The organism is Streptomyces sp. NPDC043878 (assembly GCF_056435735.1).
Genome location: NZ_JBWKDW010000009.1, coordinates 16527 through 39833, shown reverse-complemented (window position 1 = coordinate 39833; position 23307 = coordinate 16527). Strand labels below are relative to the sequence as shown.

General features: G+C 72.5%; 17 protein-coding genes. 9 read left to right on the top strand and 8 right to left on the bottom strand.

Going from position 1 to position 23307, the window contains the following annotated elements:
• Positions 1 to 45: 45 nt before the first annotated feature.
• The 6 genes from AC07AZ_RS14610 to AC07AZ_RS14585 all read left to right on the top strand — a co-directional run bounded on the left by AC07AZ_RS14610 (position 46) and on the right by AC07AZ_RS14585 (position 6311).
• A complete protein-coding gene (locus tag AC07AZ_RS14610) occupies positions 46 to 1197 on the top strand; it encodes a Gfo/Idh/MocA family protein (RefSeq protein ID WP_478847452.1) in 1152 nt (383 codons plus the stop codon).
• Entirely contained in the window at positions 1194 to 2348 is a 1155-nt protein-coding gene (locus tag AC07AZ_RS14605) for a dihydrodipicolinate synthase family protein (protein WP_478847450.1), read from the top strand. Before AC07AZ_RS14610 ends, AC07AZ_RS14605 begins: the two co-directional genes overlap by 4 nt.
• Positions 2349 to 2380: 32 nt before the next feature.
• A complete protein-coding gene (locus AC07AZ_RS14600; protein ID WP_478847821.1) occupies positions 2381 to 3181 on the top strand; it encodes a sugar phosphate isomerase/epimerase family protein in 801 nt (266 codons plus the stop codon).
• Positions 3182 to 3556: 375 nt separating this feature from the next.
• Entirely contained in the window at positions 3557 to 4645 is a 1089-nt protein-coding gene (locus AC07AZ_RS14595; RefSeq protein WP_478847448.1) for a helix-turn-helix domain-containing protein, read from the top strand.
• 285 nt (positions 4646 to 4930) lie between these two features.
• On the top strand, positions 4931 to 5341 hold the full coding sequence (locus AC07AZ_RS14590; RefSeq protein WP_478847446.1) for a hypothetical protein: 411 nt from the start codon (positions 4931 to 4933) through the stop codon (positions 5339 to 5341).
• 73 nt (positions 5342 to 5414) lie between these two features.
• Entirely contained in the window at positions 5415 to 6311 is an 897-nt protein-coding gene (locus AC07AZ_RS14585; protein ID WP_478847444.1) for a hypothetical protein, read from the top strand.
• Between the two features lie 370 nt (positions 6312 to 6681).
• On the opposite strand, the gene rbsD is transcribed toward AC07AZ_RS14585, so the two are convergent.
• The 5 genes from rbsD to AC07AZ_RS14560 form a co-directional block, all read right to left on the bottom strand.
• Positions 6682 to 7071 (bottom strand): D-ribose pyranase, encoded by a 390-nt coding sequence (gene rbsD, locus AC07AZ_RS14580; RefSeq protein ID WP_478847442.1) that lies wholly within the window; start codon positions 7069 to 7071, stop codon positions 6682 to 6684.
• Positions 7068 to 8075 (bottom strand): ribokinase, encoded by a 1008-nt coding sequence (locus AC07AZ_RS14575; protein ID WP_478847440.1) that lies wholly within the window; start codon positions 8073 to 8075, stop codon positions 7068 to 7070. The genes rbsD and AC07AZ_RS14575 overlap by 4 nt, the downstream gene beginning before the upstream one ends.
• A 65-nt stretch (positions 8076 to 8140) precedes the next feature.
• The gene (locus tag AC07AZ_RS14570) at positions 8141 to 10090 is read right to left on the bottom strand and encodes an ABC transporter permease/substrate-binding protein (RefSeq protein ID WP_478847438.1); all 1950 of its coding nucleotides are present in this window, start codon (positions 10088 to 10090) and stop codon (positions 8141 to 8143) included.
• The gene (locus AC07AZ_RS14565) at positions 10080 to 11618 is read right to left on the bottom strand and encodes a sugar ABC transporter ATP-binding protein (RefSeq protein WP_478847436.1); all 1539 of its coding nucleotides are present in this window, start codon (positions 11616 to 11618) and stop codon (positions 10080 to 10082) included. Before AC07AZ_RS14565 ends, AC07AZ_RS14570 begins: the two co-directional genes overlap by 11 nt.
• Positions 11615 to 12667 (bottom strand): LacI family DNA-binding transcriptional regulator, encoded by a 1053-nt coding sequence (locus AC07AZ_RS14560; RefSeq protein WP_478847434.1) that lies wholly within the window; start codon positions 12665 to 12667, stop codon positions 11615 to 11617. Before AC07AZ_RS14560 ends, AC07AZ_RS14565 begins: the two co-directional genes overlap by 4 nt.
• 179 nt (positions 12668 to 12846) lie before the next feature.
• On the opposite strand from AC07AZ_RS14560, the gene recD2 reads away from it, so the two are divergent.
• Positions 12847 to 15105: an SF1B family DNA helicase RecD2 gene (recD2, locus tag AC07AZ_RS14555; protein WP_478847432.1), complete on the top strand. Its 2259-nt coding sequence runs from the start codon at positions 12847 to 12849 to the stop codon at positions 15103 to 15105.
• A gap of 231 nt (positions 15106 to 15336) precedes the next feature.
• Positions 15337 to 16635, top strand: a complete 1299-nt coding sequence (locus AC07AZ_RS14550; protein ID WP_356036734.1) for a citrate synthase — start codon at positions 15337 to 15339, stop codon at positions 16633 to 16635.
• Between the two features lie 654 nt (positions 16636 to 17289).
• Here AC07AZ_RS14550 and AC07AZ_RS14545 read toward each other — a convergent pair.
• The 3 genes from AC07AZ_RS14545 to AC07AZ_RS14535 all read right to left on the bottom strand — a co-directional run bounded on the left by AC07AZ_RS14545 (position 17290) and on the right by AC07AZ_RS14535 (position 20830).
• The gene (locus tag AC07AZ_RS14545; protein ID WP_478847429.1) at positions 17290 to 19542 is read right to left on the bottom strand and encodes a heavy metal translocating P-type ATPase; all 2253 of its coding nucleotides are present in this window, start codon (positions 19540 to 19542) and stop codon (positions 17290 to 17292) included.
• Between the two features lie 222 nt (positions 19543 to 19764).
• Positions 19765 to 20004, bottom strand: a complete 240-nt coding sequence (locus AC07AZ_RS14540) for a heavy-metal-associated domain-containing protein (RefSeq protein ID WP_478847819.1) — start codon at positions 20002 to 20004, stop codon at positions 19765 to 19767.
• A 160-nt stretch (positions 20005 to 20164) separates the two neighbouring features.
• Entirely contained in the window at positions 20165 to 20830 is a 666-nt protein-coding gene (locus AC07AZ_RS14535) for a TetR/AcrR family transcriptional regulator (protein WP_478847427.1), read from the bottom strand.
• Positions 20831 to 21007: 177 nt separating this feature from the next.
• On the opposite strand from AC07AZ_RS14535, the gene AC07AZ_RS14530 reads away from it, so the two are divergent.
• Complete coding sequence (locus AC07AZ_RS14530; protein WP_478847425.1) at positions 21008 to 23245, top strand: MMPL family transporter; 2238 nt, start codon at positions 21008 to 21010, stop codon at positions 23243 to 23245.
• Positions 23246 to 23307: the final 62 nt, after the last annotated feature.

Here is a 23307-nt window from a genome sequence, read left to right as displayed (position 1 = left end):
CGACTCGCGTACGACGCTGCGTACGACACCTACGAAGGGGAAGACGTGACACGCAAGACGGTGCGTATCGCCATGAACGGCGTGACCGGGCGCATGGGTTACCGCCAGCACCTCGTCCGCTCGATCCTGGCCATCCGCGAACAGGGCGGCCTCGACCTCGGCGACGGCACCGTGCTGTGGCCGGAGCCGATCCTCGTCGGGCGCCGCGAGCACGTGCTCAGGTCGCTCGCCGAACGGCACGGCCTGGAGCACGTCTCGACGGACCTGGACGCCGTCCTCGCCGACGACGGCGTCGAGATCTACTTCGACGCCCAGGTCACGTCCGCGCGCGAGGAGGCCCTGCGCAAGGCCGTCGCGGCCGGAAAGCACGTCTACACCGAGAAGCCGACGGCCACCGGCCTCCACGGCGCCCTCGAACTCGCCCGGCTGGCCGCCGGCGCCGGCATCAAGCACGGCGTCGTCCAGGACAAGCTGTTCCTGCCGGGCCTGCTGAAGCTCAAGCGCCTCATCGACGGCGGCTTCTTCGGCCGGATCCTGTCCGTCCGCGGCGAGTTCGGCTACTGGGTCTTCGAGGGCGACTGGCAGTCCGCCCAGCGCCCGTCGTGGAACTACCGCGCCGAGGACGGCGGCGGCATCGTCGTCGACATGTTCCCGCACTGGGAGTACGTCCTGCACGAGCTGTTCGGCCGGGTGAAGTCCGTCCAGGCCATCGCCACCACCCACATCCCGCAGCGCTGGGACGAGACCGGCAAGCCCTACGACGCCACCGCCGACGACGCCGCCTACGGCATCTTCGAACTCGACGGCGGCGCCATCGCACAGATCAACTCCTCCTGGGCCGTCCGCGTCCACCGCGACGAACTCGTCGAGTTCCAGGTCGACGGCACCGAGGGCTCCGCGGTGGCCGGCCTGCGCGACTGCCGCGTCCAGCACCGCAGCGCCACCCCCAAGCCGGTGTGGAACCCCGACATCCCCGCCACCGAGGTCTTCCGCGACCAGTGGCAGGAGATCCCGGACAACGCCGAGTTCGACAACGGCTTCAAGGCCCAGTGGGAGCTGTTCCTGCGGCACGTCTACGCCGACGCCCCCTACCACTGGGACCTCCTCGCCGGCGCCCGCGGTGTGCAGCTCGCCGAACTCGGCCTGCGGTCCTCGGCCGAGGGTGTCCGTCTCGACGTACCGGAGATCACGCTGTGACCATCCGACTCCCCGACTCCGAAGGGGGCCTGCGGACCTACGAGCCGCGCGGCCACCCTCTCGCCGTCGCCGCCGGTACCCCCTTCACCTCGCGCACGGTCTACTCCGCGGCGCACGTCGTCGCCGACCCCTTCGCGGACGTCTCCCCGGACTCGCCCGCCGCCGTCGACTGGGACGCCACCCTCGCCTTCCGCCGCCACCTGTGGTCCAACGGGCTGGGCGTCGCCGAGGCCATGGACACCGCCCAGCGCGGCATGGGCCTGGACTGGGCCGGAGCGGCCGAACTGATCCGGCGCAGCGCCGCCGAGGCCAGGTCGGTGGGCGGCCGTGTCGCCTGCGGTGTCGGCACCGACCAGCTGACCGGCCCGGCGACCCTCGCCCAGGTCCGGGCGGCGTACGAGGAACAGCTCGCGCTGGTGGAGGAGTCCGGCGCCCGGGCCGTCCTGATGGCCTCCCGCGCCCTCGCGGCCGCCGCCCGGGACCCCGCGGACTACCTGGAGGTCTACGGCCACCTGCTGCGCCAGGCCGCAGAACCGGTGATCCTGCACTGGCTCGGCCCGATGTTCGACCCGGCCCTGGAGGGCTACTGGGGTTCCGCGGACCTCGACGCCGCCACGGACACCTTCCTGGAGGTGATCGCGGCCCACCCCGACAAGATCGACGGCATCAAGGTCTCCCTGCTGGACGCCCGCCGCGAGGTCGGCCTCCGCCGCCGCCTGCCCGACGGCGTCCGCTGCTACACGGGCGACGACTTCAACTACCCGGAGCTCATCGCGGGCGACGAGCAGGGCTTCAGCCACGCCCTGCTCGGCGTATTCGACCCGCTGGGACCGCTGGCGGCCCAGGCGGTACGGGTGCTCGACACCGGCGACGTCCCGGGCTTCCGCGCCCTCCTAGATCCGACGGTCGAGCTGTCGCGGCACCTCTTCCAGCCGCCCACCCGCTTCTACAAGACCGGTGTGGTGTTCCTGGCCTGGCTCGCCGGCCACCAGTCGCACTTCACGATGGTCGGCGGCCTCCAGTCGGCCCGCTCCCTCCCGCACCTCACCCGCGCCTACGAACTCGCCGACGGCCTGGGCCTGTTCCCCGACCCGAAGCTCGCCGAGGAACGGATGAAGACCCTGCTCGCACTCCACGGGGTGACCCAGTGACCGGCCCGCTGTCCCGCTTCTCCGTCAACCAGATGACCGTCAGGCAGCTGTCACTGCCGGACCTGGCCGACGCCTGCCTCGCGCTCGGCGTGCCCGCGGTCGGGCTCTGGCGCGAGCCGGTGCGCTCCTACGGTCTGGAGGCCACCGCCAAACTGGTCCGGGAGGCGGGCCTGACCGTCACCACGCTGTGCCGCGGCGGCTTCCTCACCGCCATCGACCCGGCGGAGCGGGCCGAGGCCCTGGCCGACAACCGGCGCGCGGTCGACGAGGCCGCCGCCCTCGGCACCGACACCCTGGTGCTGGTCTCCGGCGGCCTGCCGGCCGGCTCCAGGGACCTGCACGGCGCCCGGGAGCGGATCGCGGACGCGCTCGGGGAACTCGGCCCCTACGCGGAGAGCCACGGGGTGCGGCTGGCCATCGAGCCGCTGCACCCCATGTTCGCCTCGGACCGCTGCGTGGTGTCGACCCTCGCCCAGGCCCTCGACCTCGCCGAACGCTTCCCCGCCCACCAGGTCGGCGTCACCGTCGACACGTACCACGTCTGGTGGGACGACACGGCGCCGCGGCAGATCGCCCGGGCCGGCGCGGGCGGCCGCATCCACACCTTCCAGCTCGCCGACTGGACCACCCCGCTGCCCGAGGGCGTCCTCAACGGGCGCGGCCAGATCGGCGACGGCTCGGTCGACATGCGCGAGTGGAAGGGACACGTCGAGGCGGCCGGCTACACCGGGCTGATCGAGGTCGAACTGTTCAACGAGGCGCTGTGGGCCCGGGACGGGCGCGAGGTGCTGGCGGAGACGGCCGAGCGGTTCGTGGAGCACGTCGTCGGGTGACCGCCGAAAAGTTTCTCCGCAACCCGTGCAACCCTTCGCGCACTCCGCGGGTCGTACGTGGCATCAGGGCTTCTGGGGTGGGATCCGGGGGGATCGCGGAGTTCTGACACGGAGGGGAAAACCCGAAGGGGCCCGGTCTGCAGACCGGGCCCCTTCGGGTTTTCCCCTCCGTGTCGGCGGAGTGCCCGCGCGTGCGCCGAGCCCCCCGCGACCGGACGCCCGCCCCGTGACCGGACCCCCCTCGACCAGGCGCCCGCCCGGAAGTCCCTCGCGCCCAGAAGTCCCTCGCGGCCGCCGGTCCGTCCGGCCCGGTGCCGGCGCTCCCCGGTGACGCTCCGAAGCGGCCGGAACCGGGCGTTGTCGCCCGGGGGAACCGTGACCCACGCTGCACCTGAGCAGGACGACAGTCGATTCGGCGGGTGGGGTCTCGTGCTGCGCATCCACTTCGGTCCCGAGGACCTCGCCCGTGTCCAGGTGGCGCGCACCCCGGACCCGCTCTGGGAGATCGCCTGCAGCCTGCACCGGCTCCAGACCACGCGTGGCCGATGGGCGTACGCCGACTGGTACCGCGAGACCCGGGCCACCCTCGCGGGCAGCCCGCTCGACCGGGCCGTACGACGACTGCTGATCCCCGTGCTGCCGCGGGCCCGCTACATGCCCGACTTCCTGACCCCGCCCGAAGCCGCCGACGGGCTGGACCAGGGGTTCGGGGCGATCCTCGACACCCCCGCGCAGCGGGTCACCCACGAGATGCGCGTCCTCGACCGGCTGAGCGGTGCCCCCGACTGGGCCCCGCGGCTGTCCGAGCGCGCGACCCGCGAGGAACTGGTCAAGGTACTGCGCGCCTACCACGAGGCCGTCATCGCGCCGTACGAGGACCGCATCCTGGCCGCCATCGCCGGGGAACGCGCCCTGCGCGGCCGGGAGGCCCTCGACACCGGGGTCGGCGGGCTGCTGTCCGGGCTGTCGCCGGGCGTCCGCTGGCACCCCCCGGTCCTGCACGTCGACTACGTCGAGGACCGGGACCTGCACCTGGGGGGCCGCGGGCTGCGCCTGGTCCCCTCCTACTTCTGCTGGCACACGCCGGTCTCCCTGGCCGACGAGGCACTGGGACCGGTGCTGGTCTACCCCGTGCACGGCACCCGGCCGCCCGCGCCCGCCCGCCCCGCCGACGCCTCCCTCGCCGCCCTGCTCGGCCGTACCCGCGCCGCCGCGCTGAGGGCGCTGGCGTCCGGCGCCACGACCTCCGAACTGGCGGGCTTCCTCGGCGTCTCGCCGGCCACCGTGACCCACCACGTCACGGTGCTGCGGGACGCCGGCCTGGTCCTGAGCCGCCGCCGCAACAACACGGTGCTGCACACCCTCACCCCGCTCGGCGCGGCCATGCTCCGCCAGAGTCCGCCCGCCCGGCACGCGCAAGCCGTCGGCCCGCACGCACTCCCGGTCCCCGGGGCCGAACCCTGACCGGGTGCCGAGCCGTTCGGTCGTGTTCCGACAGGTTGCGTCACGATCCGGTCATTCACCACCCGGGTCCATGGCTGTCCCGGGCCCGCGATCGGACCACATGCCTCCCACGGGTCACAGGGGTACCGCAGACACCACCGGAGCAACCGCTTCCGCCCCTCGGCCGGGGACTTTCGACGCCGCTCGAAGGTCGTGGTCCGGCGGGGCACCCTCTGCGAGCGTTTCCCGCGAAGCAAGGACGGGCGGGGCAGCCGCCCCACCCGCACCCGCAAAAGGGGGAATCCCATGCAGAAGGCCCTCGCGGCCGGCGCGCTCGCGCTGGTGTCCGCCGCCACATGTCTGGTCCTCGCTCCGGCGGCGTCAGCCGCCCCGGACGCGTGCACGACCGTCACCCTGAAGACCGGGGGGAACGAGGGCGTCGGCGGCACGGCCAACAAGTCGTCCACCAGCTCGTGCAGCGACCTCAACCTCGTCTACGCCCACGACGCGGCGGGCGACGGCTACGACGCCTACGCCGGCCGCCTCTACCACTCGTCCACGGGCTCGTGGAAGACCTGCGACGCCGGGTACATCGGGGTCCTCGACGGCAGCTACGCCGTCGACCGGTACCTGCTGTGCACCACCGTCAGCGACGGCACCAAGTTCACCGTCGCGAGCAAGTACGACTCCGGCGACACCGTCAAGATCACCCACTGACCGTCCGCGGGCGGGGGTACCGCCGGCCACGGCGACGCCCCCGCCCGCGCCACAGAACGAAGGGATCCGACGGATGACGCGCCCCGCCGCCCGGCGCCGGTTCGCGGCCCGCGGCGCCGCCTCGGCCGCCGCCCTCCTCCTCGCCGCCTGCTCGGCCGGCGCCGGCCGGCCCGGCAGCGCCTCCGCCGCGCCGGTGACACCGGCGCGTCTCACGCACACGCTGCCGAAGGACCCGTTGACCATGGTCCTTCCGGCCACCGGCGCCGAGACCCGCTGGACCCAGGGTCTGGACGTGTTCGTCCAGCAGGTGGGGCGGGTCACCGCGGCAGCGTGCGCCCGGGACCGGCACACCGAGCCGCCCGCACCGGTCCCGCTCGCCTACATCAGGTTCTTCGACGTGCCCGACCTCGCGTTCGTCGCACGGCACGGTCTCAGTGAGAGCGCCGAGGTCCCGCGTCCCACGGCGAGCCCGCGCTCACTCCCCGCGCCGCGGCGCGCGGCCGCCCGGGCGGCCCGGTCCGGCTCCGTCCGGAACTGCGAGGACGAGGGCACGGCCGCGGTCGCCGCACTGCGCGACACCTACGCCCCGCTCCAGCGGAGGTGGCTCACCGAAGTCGCCGCACTGCGCCGCGACCCCGCCGTCCTCCGGGCGCTGGCCGGCCTGCCCGGCTGCCTCGCGGACCGGGGCGTGACGGCCCGTGACGAGATGGGCTTCATGGCCCGCGCCGAGGAGCGCGAGAGCACCGCGGGACCGGCCGAACTCCCCACCGTCGAACGGTCCATGGGCCGTACGTACGCCACCTGCATGCGCCCCGTGGAAGCCGTCCGTGAACCCGCCCGACTACGCCTGCGGAGCCGGTTCCTCGCCGACCACACCGCCGAGGCCCGCGAACTGCGCAGGACCCTCGTCCCGGCCCTCCACGACGCCGAACAACGCTACGGCCTGCGCCTGGCCTTCCCGGCCCCCTGAGGTCCGGGAGGCGGCCCGGCAGCGGCCGACAAGGACCCGCCCCAGCGGCCGACAACGACCCGCCGGCGGCTGGAGGCGGCCCGGCAGCCGGGCCGGCACGACCAGGCGGCGGCCGGCAAAGACCCGGCAGCCGTCGGTCGGCAAGGACCCGCCAGCGGCCGGATACGGTCCGTCGGCGGCCGGTCCGGCAGCCGGGCAGGCAACGACCCGGATGCGGGCGGCAACACCCCGCCCAGTGGCTGGCTACGACCCGCCAGCGGCCGGCTACGACCGTCAGCGCCCGGTAACGACCCGGCACCGTCGGCAACGACCTGCTAGCCGTAGGCAACGACCCGCCGACGGACGGACGCGGTTCGCCGGTCGCCTGGATCTAGAAGAACACCCCGCACCGCAGCAGCACGTTCGCGTACGGTCGGGCCTCGCCGGTCCGTACGACCAGGCGGGCGTCCCCCGAGAGGGCCTTCAGCCGTTCGTGCGGGACCAGGGACAGGGCCGGGAAGTGGCCGTCCAGCAGCGCCGCGGCCCCCGGGTTGGTCTCCCGTACCTCCGTCGCCGCCGTGGCGCCCTCCACCACCAGTTCGGCCAGCAGTCCGTCCAGCACCTCCGCGAAGGACGGCACTCCCGCCCGGAACGCCAGGTCCACGACGCGCGGACCGTCGGGTATCGGCATCCCCGCGTCGCACACCAGCACCCCGTCGCCGTGGCCCAGTGCGGCCAGGGCGCCGGAGAGATGGCGGTTCAGGATTCCGGCCTTCTTCACCGGGAGCCACCTCGCGCGCTCGCGCCGGACGCGTCGTCGGAGCCGCTGCCGCCGCCGGCGGTACCGGAGTCGCCGTCGCCGGCCGCGCCGCCCAGCGCCTCGACCTCCGCCGCCGTCGGGAAGGACACCTGCGCCCCCTCCCGGGTGACGGCGGCCGCCCCGACCCGGGACGCGTAGGCCGCCGCCTCGGCGAGCGGGGCGCCGGCCCCCAGTCGCCAGGCCAGCGCGGCGGTGAACGCGTCGCCCGCGCCCGTCGTGTCCACCGCGTTCACCCGTACCGCCGGCACCCGGGTCACGCCCTGCGCGGACGCGACCAGCGCGCCCCGCGCGCCCAGCGTCACGACCACCGAGCGGGGGCCCTTCGCGAGCAGGGCGCGCGCCCAGTCCTCGGGTCGCCCGCCGGCACCGTCGTCGGCGCCCGTCTCGCCGAGGATCACCTTCGCCTCGTGCTCGTTGACGATCAACGGGTCGCAGGCGGCGAGCAGTTCGTCCGGCAGGGGCCTCGGCGGCGACGGGTTGAGGACGAAACGGCTGCCCGCGTCCAGGTTCCGTACGGTCTCCACGACCGTCTCCAGCGGGATCTCCAGCTGTGCCGACACCACCCGCGAGGCCCGCAGGAGCGGCGCGGCGGCCCGGACGTCCCCGGGGGTCAGCCGGCCGTTCGCGCCCGGCGAGACGACGATGCTGTTGTCGCCGGAGGGGTCCACCGTGATCAGCGCGACCCCGGTCGGCGCCCCGCCCACCAGAACGCCGGCGGTGTCCACCCCGGCCGCCCGCTGCGAGTCGAGCAGCAGCTCGCCGTGCGCGTCGGCGCCGACCCGGGCCAGCAGGGCCGTCCGGGCGCCGAGCCGGGCGGCCGCGACCGCCTGGTTGGCGCCCTTGCCGCCCGGATGGACGGCCAGGTCCGAGCCGAGCACCGTCTCCCCGGTGCCGGGCCGCCGCTCGACCGCGATCACCAGGTCGGCGTTGGCCGACCCCACGACCAGGAGGTCGTAGTCGTACATGCAGTGTCTCCCCTGGTAAGGCGGATGGCGGGCGGCCCCGAGGACCGCCCGCCCGCTCGCCGATGTCAGCCGCCGAAGCCGGCCACGTTCTGCTTCGTGACCACCTTCACCGGCACCTTCACCGTCTTCTCGACCTTCTTGCCCTCGGCCGCCCGCACGGCGTTGTCCACCGCGATCCTGCCGAGCTGGGTCGGCTGCTGCGCGACCGACGCGTACAGCGTGCCGTCCGCGACGGCCTTCAGCCCGTCCGGCGTGCCGTCGAACCCGACGACCTGGACCGAGGTGCCGGCCTTCGTGCCGAGCGCCTTGACCGCGCCGAGCGCCATCTCGTCGTTCTCGGCGAAGACGCCGTCGACGTCGGGGTGGGCCTGGAGCAGGTTCGTCATCACGTCCAGGCCCTTGGTGCGGTCGAAGTCCGCGGGCTGCTTGGCGACGACCCTGATGCCCGGGTACTCCTTCAGCCCGGCCGTGAAGCCGGCGCCGCGCTCCCGGCTGGCGGAGGTGCCGGCCTGGCCCTGGAGGATCACGATGGTGCCCTTGCCGCCGAGCTTCTCGGCCAGCGCCCGGGCGCCCAGCTTGCCGCCCTCGACGTTGTCGGAGGCGACCAGGGCGGCCGTCTCGGCGTTGTTCACCCCGCGGTCCACGCCGACGACGGGGATGTCGGCCTTGTTCGCGGAGCGCACCGACGGGCCCGCCGCGTCGGAGTCCACCGGGTTGACGATGATGGAGGCGATGCCCTCGCTGGTGAAGTTCTGCAGCTGGTTGGCCTGCTGCGAGGCGTCGTTCTGCGCGTCGGTGACCGTCAGGTCCACGCCCAGCCGCTTCGCCTCGGCCTGCGCGCCGGAACGGATCTGCACGAAGAAGGGGTTGTTCAGGGTCGACAGCGACAGACCGAGCTTCCGCTCCTTCGCCGGTGAGGCGTCGTGCAGGAACGACATCGCGCCGACCACGGCCGCCGCGACCACCGCGGCCAGGACGTACGTCATCGCCTGCCGGCCCCGGTTGCCCGCGGCGGCTCCCGCGGCCACCGGGGTCGCCCCCGCCTTGCGCCGCAGCGTGTCGAGGAGCACCGCCAGGGCGATGACGACGCCGATGACGACCTGCTGCCAGAACGCCGACACGGACAGGAGGTTGAGGCCGTTGCGCAGCACCGCGAGGATCAGCGCGCCGATCAGCGTGCCCGAGGCCTTGCCGGTGCCGCCGGCCAGCGAGGCGCCGCCGATGACGACCGCCGCGATCGCGTCCAGCTCGTAGCCCTGCGCGGCCTGCGGCTGCGCGGAGGACAGCCGGGAGGCCAGCACGATGCCCGCGGCCGCCGCGAACAGGCCGGAGAAGGCGTAGATCGCGAGCTTCTGCTTCTTGACCCGCAGCCCGGACAGGCGGGCCGCCTCCTCGTTGCCGCCGATCGCGTACATGGAGCGGCCGATGTAGGTGCGTCCCAGCACGAACGCCGTGAGCAGCCCCATGACGACCATCACGAGCACCGGCACCGGCAGCCATCCGCCGAGGGTGTCACCGAGGTGGGAGACGGAGTCGGGGAAGGCGATCGGGGAGCCCTGTGAGATCACCAGGGACAGGCCGCGGGCCACCGAGAGCATGGCCAGCGTCGCGATGAACGGCGGCAGTTTCCCGTACGAGATCAGGAAGCCGTTGACCAGGCCGCAGGCGATGCCGGTGGCGATGGCGAGGACGACCGCGAGAACGACCGGGACGCCCTCGGAGGTGGCGCTCCAGGCCAGGACGGTGGCCGACAGGGCCGCCACCGAACCGACCGACAGGTCGATGCCCGCCGAGACGATCACGAAGGTGACGCCGAAGGCCAGGATCGCGGTCACGGCCGCCTGGACGCCGATGTTGAGCAGGTTGTCCGTGGTCATGAAGTCGCCGGACAGCGCCGACATCGCGACCACGAGGACGATCAGCGCGGTCAGCGCGCCGTTGTCGAGCAGGAGGCGGCGCAGGCCGCCCGTGGCGCCTCGCGCGCCCGTCGTGCTCTTGAGAGTGTCAGTGGCCACGGGGGGCCTCCGTCTCGGTCTCGTTCTCGTTCGGGGGAGTGGGGGAGCCGACGGCGAGCGCCATGACCGCGTCCTGGGTCGCCTCGGCGGCGTCGAGTTCGCCGGCGATCCGGCCCTGGGCCATCACCAGCACCCGGTCGCTCATCCCCAGCACCTCGGGCAGGTCGCTGGAGATCATCAGGACGGCCGCGCCGGCTGCCGTCAGCTCGTTGACGAGCTGGTAGATCTCGACCTTGGCGCCGACGTCGACCCCGCGCGTCGGCTCGTCGAGGATCAGCACCTTCGTGTCGGCGAGCAGCCACTTGCCGATGACGACCTTCTGCTGGTTGCCGCCGGACAGCGTCCGCACCTGCTGGCCCAGGCCGGCCATCCGCACGCCGAGCTGCTCGGCGATCCGGGCGGCGGCCTCGTGCTGGCCCCTGAGGTCGACGAGCCCGCCGCGGGTCGCGGACCTCAGCGTCACGAGCCCGAGGTTCTCCTCGACGGACGCGTCGAGGAGCAGGCCCTGGCCCTTGCGGTCCTCGGGCACCAGGCCGATCCCGGCCGACAGGGCGGCGTTCACGTCGTGCCGCCGCAGCCGGGCGCCGGCGACCTTCACGGTGCCCGTGTCGTAGGGGTCGGCGCCGAACACGGCCCGCACGACCTCCGTACGGCCGGCCCCGACGAGCCCGGCGACGCCGACGACCTCGCCGGCCCGCACCTCGAAGCTCACGTCGTGGAAGACGCCGTCGCGGGTGAGCCCCTCGACGGCGAGCAGCGCGGCGCCGGTCTCGGCCCGTTCCCGCGGGTACTGCTGTTCGATCGGGCGGCCCACCATCAGCCGTACGAGCTCGTCCTCGGGCGTGGACGCGGGGACCTGGCCGACGCTGCGGCCGTCGCGGATGACGGTGACCCGGTCGCCCAGGGCGGCGATCTCCTCCAGGTGGTGGGTGATGAAGACGATCCCCACGCCGTCCTCGCGCAGCCTGCGCACGATGGAGAACAGCTTGTCCACCTCGTCGGAGGTGAGCACGGCGGTCGGCTCGTCCATGATCAGGACGCGCGCGTCGAGGCTGAGGGCCTTGGCGATCTCGACCATCTGCAGGCGCGCGATGCCGAGTTCACGCACCCGCGCGCGCGGGGACACGTTCAGCCCGACGCGCTCCAGCAGCCCGGCGGCCTCGGCCTCCATCCGCTTGCGGTCGATCACCCCGAAGCGGCGCGGTTGCCGCCCCAGGAAGATGTTCTCCGCGACCGTCAGGTCGGGCACCAGGTTGAACTCCTGGTAGATGGTGGCGATCCCGAGGCGTTCGGAATCCTGCGCCCCGTGGATGCGGACCTCCTCGCCGCCGACCAGGACGCGGCCGGCGTCGGGGGTGTAGGCACCCGACAGCATCTTGATGAGGGTGCTCTTGCCCGCGCCGTTCTCGCCGAGCAGCACGTGCACCTCGCCGCGCCGCAGGTCGAAGTCGACGCCGTCGAGCGCGATCACGCCGGGGAAGGTCTTCCGTATGCCCTCGATGCGCAGCAACTCATCCCGGTTGCTCACGACGTGCTCCTGTTCGTTGCGGGGGACGGCTCCGGTGGGTTCGCCGGGGCGGACGGCTCCGGTTCGCCGCACGAGCGGCGGACGACGAGCCGGGCGGGCAGGGTGACGGACTCGGGGGGCCGTCCCTCGATGCGGTCGACGAGGGCCCGTACGGCGGCCCGCCCCAACTCGCCGGTGGGCTGGGCGATCGCGGTGATCGGCGGGTCGGTGTGCACGAACCAGCGGATGTCGTCGAACGCGGCGAGCGCGATGTCCCGGGGCACCCGCAGCCCGCGCGCGCGGAGAGCGTCCAGCGCGCCCAGCGCCATCAGGTTGTCGGCCGCGAACACCACCTCGGGGGGCTCGGGCAGGTCGAGGAAGCCCTCGGTGACCCGCCGTCCGCTCTCGGCCTGGAAGTCGCCCTGGCCCGTGTAGGCGTCCGGGAGGGGCAGGCCGTGTTCGGCCAGGGCCTGCCGGAAGACTTCGACGCGCTCGCTGCCGGTGGTGGTGGCGGCCGGGCCCGCGATGATCGCGAGCCGCCGGTGGCCGAGTCCGTGCAGGTGCGCGACGAGGTCGCGGACGGCCTGCCGTCCGTCGGACCGCACCACGGGCACGTCCACGCCGGGGATCCACCGGTCGACGAAGACCATCGGCGTCCCCGCGCGCGCGGCGTCGACGATGAGCGCCGACCCGCCGTCGGTGGGGGAGACCAGCAGTCCGTCGATACGGCGGTCGAGCAGCGTCCGTACGTGGTGGTCCTGGAGGTCGGGCCGTTCGTCGGCGTTGCCGATGATGACGCTGTAGCCCAGCGCGCGGGCCGCCTCCTCGACGGACCGGGCGAGCTCGGTGAAGTACGGGTTCATGACGTCGCTGATGACCAGGCCGAGGGTGTGGGTCTGGTCGGTGCGCAGCGACCGGGCGACCGCGTTCGGGCGGTAGCCGAGCGCCTCGACGGCGGCCAGCACCCGCGCGCGGGCGTCCGCGCTGACCGACGGATGGTCGTTCAGGACGCGGGACACCGTGGCGACGGACACGCCCGCCCCGGCAGCGACGTCCTTGATACTCGCCATCGCCGCTCCACCTCCTCGTGGAATCGATTACATCGACGTACGGAAAGGATTGGAATCGATTACACGGAGATGGGGCAAGCCCCCTGGGGCATCCCGCAACCGGATCGTGATGAACGGCCCCGCCGCGGGGGTCCCGGGTGCCGGAGCCTGTTGTCGGACCGCCGCTGTAGCGTCGGATCATGGCCAATCAGGCGGGGAGCGGGGCGGACGGCGGGGAACGGCGGCTCGCCGTCCTCGAAGGCGTCCTGGAGCGCATCACGTACTCCAACGAGGAGAACGGCTACACGGTCGCCCGGGTCGACACCGGCCGAGGCGCCGGCGACCTCCTCACCGTCGTGGGCGCGCTGCTCGGCGCCCAGGTCGGCGAGTCGCTGCGGATGGAGGGCCGCTGGGGCTCCCACCCGCAGTACGGGAAGCAGTTCACGGTCGAGAACTACACGACCCTGCTGCCCGCCACCGTCCAGGGCATCCGCCGCTACCTGGGCTCGGGCCTGGTCAAGGGCATCGGACCCGTCTTCGCCGACCGCATCACCCAGCACTTCGGCCTGGACACCCTCACGATCATCGAGGAGGAGCCGAAGCGTCTGATCGAGGTGCCCGGCCTCGGCCCCAAACGCACCAGGAGGATCGCCGACGCCTGGGAGGAGCAGAAGGCGATCAAGGAGGTCATGCTCTTCCTGCAGAGCGTCGAGGTCTCCACGTCGATCGCGGTCCGCATCTACAAGAAGTACGGCGACGCCTCGATCTCCGTGGTGAAGAACCAGCCCTACCGACTGGCCTCCGACGTGTGGGGCATCGGCTTCCTCACCGCCGACCGCATCGCCCAGTCCGTCGGCATCCCGCACGACAGCCCGGAGCGCGTCAAGGCGGGCCTGCAGTACGCCCTTTCGCAGTCGGCCGACCAGGGCCACTGCTATCTGCCCGAGGAGCGGCTGATCGCCGACGCGGTGAAGCTCCTCCAGGTCGACACCGGGCTGGTCATCGAGTGCCTCGCCGAACTCGCGGCGCCCGCCGAGGACGGCGAGGACCCCGGTGTCGTACGCGAGAAGGTGCCCGGACCGGACGGCGGCGACCCGGTCACCGCGATCTGGCTCGTCCCCTTCCACCGCGCCGAACTCTCCCTCTCCGCACAGCTGTTGCGCCTGCTGCGCACGGACGAGGACCGGATGCCCGGCTTCCGTGACGTGGCCTGGGACAAGGCCCTGAGCTGGCTGAAGGGGCGCACGGGCACGGACCTCGCCCCCGAGCAGGCGGCCGCCGTCCGGCTCGCGCTGACCAAGAAGGTGGCCGTCCTCACCGGCGGTCCCGGCTGCGGCAAGTCCTTCACGGTCCGCTCGATCGTGGAGCTGGCCCGGGCCAGGAAGGCCAGGGTGGTGCTGGCGGCCCCCACCGGCCGGGCCGCGAAGCGGCTGGCCGAGCTCACCGGCGCCGAGGCGTCCACCGTGCACCGGCTGCTGGAGCTGAAGCCCGGCGGGGACGCGGCCTACGACAGGGAACGCCCGCTGGACGCCGACCTGGTGGTCGTCGACGAGGCGTCCATGCTGGACCTGCTGCTGGCGAACAAGCTGGTCAAGGCGGTGCCCCCGGGCGCCCACCTGCTGTTCGTCGGGGATGTGGACCAACTGCCCAGCGTGGGCGCCGGCGAGGTGCTGCGCGACCTGCTCGCCGAGGGTGGTCCGATCCCGGCCGTCCGCCTCACCCGCGTCTTCCGCCAGGCCCAGCAGTCGGGGGTGGTGACGAACGCCCACCGGATCAACTCGGGGCAGCACCCGGTCACCGACGGCATGAAGGACTTCTTCCTCTTCGTCGAGGACGAGACGGAGGAGGCCGGCCGGCTCACCGTCGACGTGGCGGCCCGCCGTATCCCCGCCCGCTTCGGCCTCGACCCGCGCCGGGACGTGCAGGTGCTCGCGCCGATGCACCGGGGGCCGGCCGGCGCCGGCACCCTCAACGGCCTGCTCCAGCAGGCCATCACCCCGGGCCGGCCCGACCTGCCCGAGAAGCGGTTCGGCGGGCGGGTCTTCCGGATCGGCGACAAGGTCACCCAGATCCGCAACAACTACGACAAGGGCGCCAACGGCGTCTTCAACGGCACCGTGGGAGTGGTCACCTCGCTCGACCCGGTCGACCAGCGGCTGACCGTGAGAACGGACGAGGACGAGGAAGTGCCGTACGACTTCGACGAACTGGACGAACTGGCGCACGCCTACGCGGTGACCATCCACCGTTCACAGGGAAGTGAATATCCCGCCGTGGTGATCCCGGTCACCACCGGCGCGTGGATGATGCTCCAGCGCAACCTGCTGTACACGGCGGTGACCCGGGCCAGGAAGCTGGTCGTCCTCGTCGGCTCCCGCAAGGCGATCGGCCAGGCGGTCCGCACGGTGTCCGCGGGACGCCGCTGCACGGCCCTGGACTTCCGTCTCGCGGGCCGCTGACCGCTCGTCCCGGCACGTCTCGGCGCGAATGATCGATCAAATGAGTCACCTAGGTCACAGAGCCCTTCCACAAGCGGGCCGGAGGGGGGCAGGATGAGCAGGTTGGCGGCACTGAGTGCCGCCAATAGGCCCAATGGTCGACCCCGAGTGCACTCTCCTGCGCCAAATGGGGGATGGTAGAGACAGTCAGGGCAACCTCGAAGAAGAGGCACAACGTCGGTGAGGGATGACGTGAGCGAGCACACCAAGAATGCTGTAGTACTGCGGTACGGCGACGACGAGTACACCTACCCGGTGATCGACAGCACCGTCGGCGACGAGGGCTTCGACATCGGCAAGCTCCGCGCCCAGACCGGTCTGGTGACCCTGGACAGCGGGTACGGCAACACCGCCGCCTATAAATCCGCCATCACCTACCTCGACGGCGAGGCGGGCATCCTCCGGTACCGCGGCTACCCGATCGAGCAGCTGGCCGAGCGCTCCACCTTCGTGGAGGTCGCCTACCTGCTGATCAACGGTGAGCTGCCGACCGTCGACGAGCTCACCTCGTTCAAGAACGACATCACGCAGCACACCCTGCTGCACGAGGACGTCAAGAACTTCTACCGGGGCTTCCCCCGCGACGCCCACCCGATGGCGATGCTGTCGTCCGTGGTCTCCGCGCTGTCCACCTTCTACCAGGACAGTCACAACCCGTTCGACGAGAAGCAGCGCAACCTCTCCACGATCCGCCTGCTCGCCAAGCTTCCGACGATCGCGGCCTACGCCTACAAGAAGTCGATCGGCCACCCGTTCGTCTACCCGCGCAACGACCTCGGTTACGTCGAGAACTTCCTCCGGATGACCTTCTCGGTGCCGGCGCAGGAGTACGAGCTCGACCCGGTCGTGGTCTCGGCCCTCGACAAGCTGCTCATCCTGCACGCGGACCACGAGCAGAACTGTTCGACCTCCACCGTCCGCCTGGTCGGCTCCTCGCAGGCGAACATGTTCGCGTCGATCTCGGCCGGCATCAACGCCCTGTGGGGCCCGCTGCACGGCGGCGCCAACCAGTCCGTGCTGGAGATGCTCGAAGGCATCCGCGACGCCGGCGGCGACGTCGACTCCTTCATCCGCAAGGTGAAGAACAAGGAGGACGGCGTCCGTCTGATGGGCTTCGGCCACCGGGTCTACAAGAACTTCGACCCGCGCGCCAAGATCATCAAGGCCGCCGCGCACGACGTGCTGTCCGCGCTCGGCAAGTCCGACGAGCTCCTGGACATCGCGCTCAAGCTGGAGGAGCACGCGCTCTCCGACGACTACTTCGTCTCGCGCAGCCTCTACCCGAACGTCGACTTCTACACCGGCCTGATCTACCGCGCGATGGGCTTCCCGACCGAGATGTTCACGGTCCTGTTCGCCCTCGGCCGTCTGCCGGGCTGGATCGCCCAGTGGCACGAGATGATCAAGGAGCCGGGCTCCCGCATCGGCCGCCCGCGCCAGATCTACACGGGCGTCGTCGAGCGCGACTTCGTCCCCGTCGAGGCGCGCTGAGCCGCACGTCCTCAGGGCCCCGCACCCGGCGCGACCGGGCGCGGGGCCTCGTGCGTCGTGAACTCGTCGTGCGGGCGGACGCGCCGGACCGGCGGACGGTACACGGTCGCGCGGCGCGGGTGGTCATAGCGGAAGGCGCCCTGGCGACGGTCCCCCCACGGGCCGGCGTCCAGGGCGCCTTCCCATGTCCCGGTGCGGATTCCCCCCACGGGATCCGGCCGGGCGCCTGTGAGACAGCGCCTGAATCGCTGTTGAGCAAAACGAGCAGAACTCGCCGTACTACTGGTGTGTGCGGTCTGCCGGGACAGCGCACGCCGAGAGGGCCGCTCAAAGCTTCCCGGTGTACGTGCCCCGGCAACGCACCTCTGAGGAAGTCCCCCAAGACATCCCCAGATGCCAGTCGGCGCCCCCCAAGACGCTTCCTGACATCGTCAACTTAGACCTTCGCACCCCTTCGATGGTTACGTTCGCATCACTGTGATCTGCGTCTCTTGCAAATGTCCGTTAGGTGCGCAAGAGCACAGATACGGCGAACGGGACCCAAGCGTAAGGATGATGCGCGAGCCTTGTGAAGAGCTTATGTGAGGGTGGCGCCGGACTCCAGAGGGACCGGCGCCCCGTTCTTCGGCTAACCCCGGGTAACACTTGCGAACTTCAACGGAACGTCCGCAGGCGGAGGCTGTTGGTCACCACGAACACCGACGAGAAGGCCATCGCGGCTCCCGCGATCATCGGGTTCAGCAGGCCGGCGGCGGCCAGCGGCAGCGCCGCCACGTTGTAGCCGAAGGCCCACACCAGGTTGCCCCTGATGATGCCGAGCGTGCGGCGCGAGAGCCGGATCGCGTCCGCCGCCACCCGCAGGTCCCCGCGCACCAGCGTCAGGTCGCCCGCCTCGATCGCCGCGTCGGTCCCGGTGCCCATGGCGAGCCCGAGGTCCGCGGTGGCGAGCGCCGCCGCGTCGTTGACCCCGTCGCCGACCATGGCGACGGTGCGCCCTTCGGCCTGCAGCCGCCGTACGACGTCGACCTTGTCCTCGGGCAGCACCTCGGCGATCACCCGGTCGACTCCGACCTCGCGCGCCACGGCCTCGGCCACCGCCTGGTTGTCCCCGGTCAGCAGGACCGGTGTCAGGCCCAGCGCGCGCAGGGCGCGGACCGCTTCGGCGCTGGTCTCCTTGACCGCGTCCGCCACGGCGATGACACCGCGTGCCGCGCCGTCCCAGCCGACCACGACGGCCGTACGCCCGTCCCGCTCGGCGTCGGCCTTCGTCCGGGCCAGCTCCGCCGGCAGTGCCGCGGACAGCTCGGCGAGCCGCCCCACGGCCACCTCGTGGCCCTCCACCCGGCCGCGTACGCCCCGGCCGGGCACGTTCTCGAACCGCTCGACCACCGGCAGCGCCCCGACCCGCTCCTCGGCGCCCGCGGCCACCGCCCGGGCGACCGGGTGCTCGGAGGCGTGCTCGACGGCGCCCGCGAGCCGCAGCACCTGCCGCGCGTCGGTGCCCTCGGCGGCGTACACCTCCTGGAGGGTCATCCGGCCGGTGGTGACCGTGCCGGTCTTGTCCAGGACGACGGTGTCGACGCGGCGCGTGGACTCCAGTACCTCGGGTCCCTTGATGAGGATGCCGAGCTGCGCGCCGCGCCCGGTGCCGACCAGCAGCGCGGTCGGCGTGGCCAGGCCCAGCGCGCACGGGCAGGCGATGATCAGCACCGCGACGGCGGCGGTGAAGGCGGCGACGGTGTCGCCCGTGACGCCGATCCACCCGCCGAAGGTGGCGAGGGCGATGAGCACCACGACCGGCACGAAGACCCCGGAGACCCGGTCGGCGAGCCGCTGCACCTCGGCCTTGCCGCTCTGCGCGTCCTCCACGAGCTTCGCCATCCGGGCCAGCCGGGTGTCCGCGCCGACCCGGGTGGCCTCGACGACCAGGCGGCCGCCGGCGTTCACGGTGGCGCCCGTGACCGGGTCGCCGACGGACACGTCCACCGGCACGGACTCGCCGGTCAGCAGGGCCGCGTCCACCGCGGAGGCGCCCTCCACGACGGTGCCGTCGGTGGCGATCTTCTCCCCGGGCCGTACGACGAAACGGTCGCCGACCGCCAGCCGGGCCACCGGTATCCGTACCTCGCGCCCTTCCCGCAGGACGGCCACGTCCTTGGCGCCCAGTTCCAGCAGGGCCCGCAGCGCCGCGCCGGCGCTCCGCTTGGAGCGGGCCTCCAGATAGCGGCCGAGGAGGATGAACGCGACGACTCCGGCGGCGACCTCCAGATAGATCGTGGAGGCACCGTCCATGCGGTCGACGGTGAGGGCGAAGCGGTCCTTCATGCCGGGCATGCCCGCGTCGCCGAAGAACAGCGCCCACAGCGACCAGCCGAAGGCGGCGAGCGTGCCGAGCGAGACCAGGGTGTCCATGGTGGCCGCGCCGTGCCGGAGGTTCGTCCAGGCGGCCCGGTGGAACGGCCACCCGCCCCAGACCACCACGGGCGCGGCCAGCGTCAGCGCGAGCCACTGCCAGTCGTCGAACTGGAGCGCCGGGATCATCGACAGCAGGACGACGGGCACCGCGAGCAGGGCGGAGGCGACGAGCCGCTCGCGCAGGGCCGCCAGTTCGGGGTCCGGTGGGGTCCCCTCGGGCGCCGGTGCCTCCGGTGTCTCCACCTCGGGCGCGGGCTCCTCGGCGGTGTACCCGGTCTTCACCACCGTGGCGATCAGGTCGGCGACCTCGACACCGGCCGGGAAGGCGACTCTGGCCTTCTCCGTCGCGTAGTTGACCGTGGCGCTGACGCCGTCCATCCGGTTGAGCTTCTTCTCGACGCGGGCCGCGCAGGAGGCGCAGGTCATCCCGCCGATGAGCAGCTCGACCTCGGCCGTGGCGGCTGCCCGCGGCTGCGTGCTGGTGCTGGTCATGTCCCGACTCCCGACTACTGCTCCGGCCCGCTGCTCCGGCCCGCTGCTCCGGCCCGCTTGCTCCGGTCCCTTGCGTGCTCCGGACCGCTGCTCCGGTCCCTTGCGTGCTCAGGTCTCTGCCTGCTCCGGACCGCTGCTTCGGTCCCTTGCGTGCTCAGGTCCTGCCTGCTCCCTGCCTGCTTCGGACCTGACCTGCCTGGTCCCGACCTGACGCCCGCTGCCTCAGGCCTTGGTGGCGAGCTCGAAGCCCGCCTCGTCCACGGCGGCGCGGACGGCCGCCTCGTCCAGCGGGGCCGCGGACACGACGGTGACCTCTCCGGTGGAGGCGACCGCCTTCACCGCGGTGACGCCGGGAATCTCGGAGATCTCGCCGGAGACGGAACCCTCGCAGTGCCCACAGCTCATCCCGGTCACCTGGTAGACGGTGGTGACGGAACCCGTGGTGTCGGTCTGAGCGGTCATCTCGTTCTCCTCGCAGAGGCGGGTGGGGATGGTGTGCCCACCATGGCGTACCCGGTCCACAGTGGCGCTCACTTCACTCAGACTATACCCCTAGGGGGTATTTCTCAAAGAGAGCTCCGGCGGGTGGGGGCGGGGTGAGGGAGGGGGAGTGGAGGGCCGGTCAGGCGGACGGCGGCGCGGCGGGAGGCGACGGAGCGACGGTCCGCTCGCCGGTCAGCGGCTCCAGATAGCGGATGAGGACGTGCTTCAGCTCCTGGGCGTACGCGTCGCGCTCGGCGCCCTCGTGGGCGAGGACCAGTTCCAGACCCGCCTTGTACAGGCCCAGGCACATGTGCGCGGTGCGGGTGACGTCAGCCCGCGGTGCGCGGGGCAGGAGCGAGCGGAGCAGGTCCTCGATGCGGGCGAGCAGGGTCGCGTGCAGCGCGTCGTGCTCCTCGGAGAGCCGGCCCGGGATGTCGGGGCCGTGCACCAGCGCGAAGAACACGGGGTGTGCGGAGTTGAAGTCGATGAACCGGTCGACGGCGCCGCCCACCGCCTCCTCCAGCGGGGTCGCGGGGTCGACCGGGGCGAGCGCCTCCCCGTAGGTCTCCCGCAGTTCGTGCATCAGGCGGTCGCCCAGTTCGATCGCGATCGCTTCCTTGTTGGGGAAGAACTGGTAGAGCGTGCCCGGCGAGACGCCCGCCTCGCGGGCGATGGCGTTGGTGCTGGCGGCGGTGTAACCGGTGAGGCAGAAGACGGACGCGGCGGCTTCGAGCAGCTGGGCGACGCGGCGCTCGCCGCGGGCCTGACGGCGGCGCGGCTGGTCCTTTTCCTGGTTGTCGGGCACGCGTTATCCCCAGCTCTCCGAACGCGATTGACAAACACGAGCGGTCGCTCGCATTCTTGTGGAACGCGAGTGATCACTCGTGTTTGCCAGTCTATGGCAACGACACACCATGCTGCCTGCGCCCGGACGACCCGGACACCGCCGGGGCACGGTTCACGGTGAAGGGGACACCGCACGATGACCGAAGCCGACAGGGAGCCCCGGCTCGGGGGCTGGACCCGTTTCGTCACCGCCCGCCCCCGGTTGTCGCTGCTCGTGGCCTTGGTGCTCACCGCGCTCGCCGTGCTGGCCGGCAGCGGCGTCGCCGACCGCCTCGGCAGCGGCGGCTGGGAGGACCCGGCCGCCGAGTCCACCCACGCGACCAGGGCCCTGGAGCGCGAGTTCCCGGGCTCGCAGCCCAATTTGTTGCTGCTCGTCGACTCGGGCGGCTCCTCGGTGGACGCTCCGGCGGTCGCCGCCGAGGCCGGGCGGCTCGCCACCCGCCTGGCCGGGGAGCCCGGTGTCACGGGGGTCGGCTCCTACTGGCAGTCGAAGTCCCCCGCCCTGCGGGCGACGGACGGCCACCAGGCACTGATCGCCGCCCGCATCACGGGCGACGAGAAGGCCATGGGCAGGACCCTCGACCGCATAGCACCCTCCTACCGCGGCGGACACGGCCCGGTGCGGGTGACGGTCGGCGGCCCGGTCGCCGTCCGGCACGAGATGCAGACGATCATCCAGGAGGACCTCACCCGGGCCGAGATGATCGCCCTGCCGGTGACACTCCTGCTGCTCGTCATGGTCTTCGGGAGCGCGGTCGCGGCCCTGCTGCCGCTCGGCATCGGCATCATCGCGATCCTCGGCACCAACGCCGTCCTGCGCGGCCTCACCGAGTTCACCGACGTCTCCGTCTTCGCGATGAACCTGACCACGGCCCTCGGGCTCGGTCTCGCCATCGACTACGCCCTGTTCATCGTCCGCCGCTTCCGCGAGGAACTCACCGCCGGCGCCCCACCGCTGACCGCGGTGAACACCACCCTGCGCACCGCCGGCCGCACGGTGCTGTTCTCCTCGCTCACGGTCGCCGTGTCGCTGGCCGCGATGCTGCTGTTCCCGCAGTACTTCCTGCGGTCCTTCGCCTACGCCGGCATCGCCGTGGTCCTGCTCGCGGCGGCCGCCGCACTGATCCTGCTCCCGGCGGCCCTGATACTGCTCGGGCACCGGGTCGACTCCCTCGACCTGCGCCGCCTGCTGCGGCGCGGCCGCCCGCCGAGGCCGGAGGGCACGGCCTGGGCCCGCGTGGCCACCCTCGTGATGCGCCGCGCCCCGTTCTTCGCGCTCGGCACCACCGCGGTCCTGATCCTGCTCGGACTGCCCTTCCTGGGCGTGAAGTTCGGCACCGCCGACGACCGCCAGCTGCCCTCCTCCGCCGAGTCCCACGTCGTGCAGCAGCACATCCGCGACGACTTCCCCGGCAGCCCCGGCGGCGGTCTCGAGGTCCTCGCCGAGGGGCGGGCGACACCCGCGCAGTACACCGCCTACAAGAAGCGGATCGCCGCCCTGCCCGAGGTGCTGCGGGTGGACGGCCCGCTGGTCGAGGGCGACTCGGCGTACTTCACGGTGCTCCCCAGGGGCGAGGCCGTCGACGCCCCCGCCCAGCGCCTGGTGGGCGATGTGCGGGCCACGCACGCCCCCTTCGACACCGAGGTGACCGGCACGGCCGCGGTCCTCGTCGACTCCAAGCACGCGATAGGCGAGCGCCTGCCGTGGGCGGCCGGCTTCATCGCGGTGGTCACCCTCATCCTGGTCTTCCTGCTCACCGGCAGCGTGCTGATCCCCGTCCAGGCGGTGCTGCTCAACGCGCTCAGCCTGACGGCGATGTTCGGCGCGGTGGTCTGGGTGTTCCAGGACGGCCACCTCTCCGGCCCGCTCGGCTTCACCAGCCCCGGCTCCATAGAGACGACCCTGCCGGTCCTGATGTTCTGCGTGGCCTTCGGCCTCTCCATGGACTACGGCGTCTTCCTGCTCTCCCGCATCAAGGAGGAGTACGACCGGACGGGCGACCACAACGAAGCGGTCCGGCACGGCCTCCAGCGCACCGGCGGACTCATCACGGCCGCCGCGGTGATCCTGGCCGTGGTGATGGTCGCCATCGGCACCTCCCGCGTGACCAACACCAAGATGCTCGGCCTCGGCATCGCGCTCGCGGTCCTGATGGACGCGATGATCGTCCGCAGCCTCCTGGTCCCCGCGGTCATGCGCCTCACCGGCCGGGCCACCTGGTGGGCGCCCGCCCCGCTGCGCCGCTTCCACCGCCGGTTCGGCCTCAGCGAGGGGGAGGACACGCCGGCCCTCCGGAGCGAGGGGGACCGGCCGAAGGTCACGGCCGGCGGCCAGCCGGTGCCGCCCCGGGCGGTGTCCTCCCGCGAGCGATGATGTCGGGGTGACCGGGCGCGGTCGCGGTCCCGACACGGGGTTCGGGACAGGGTTCCGCGCGC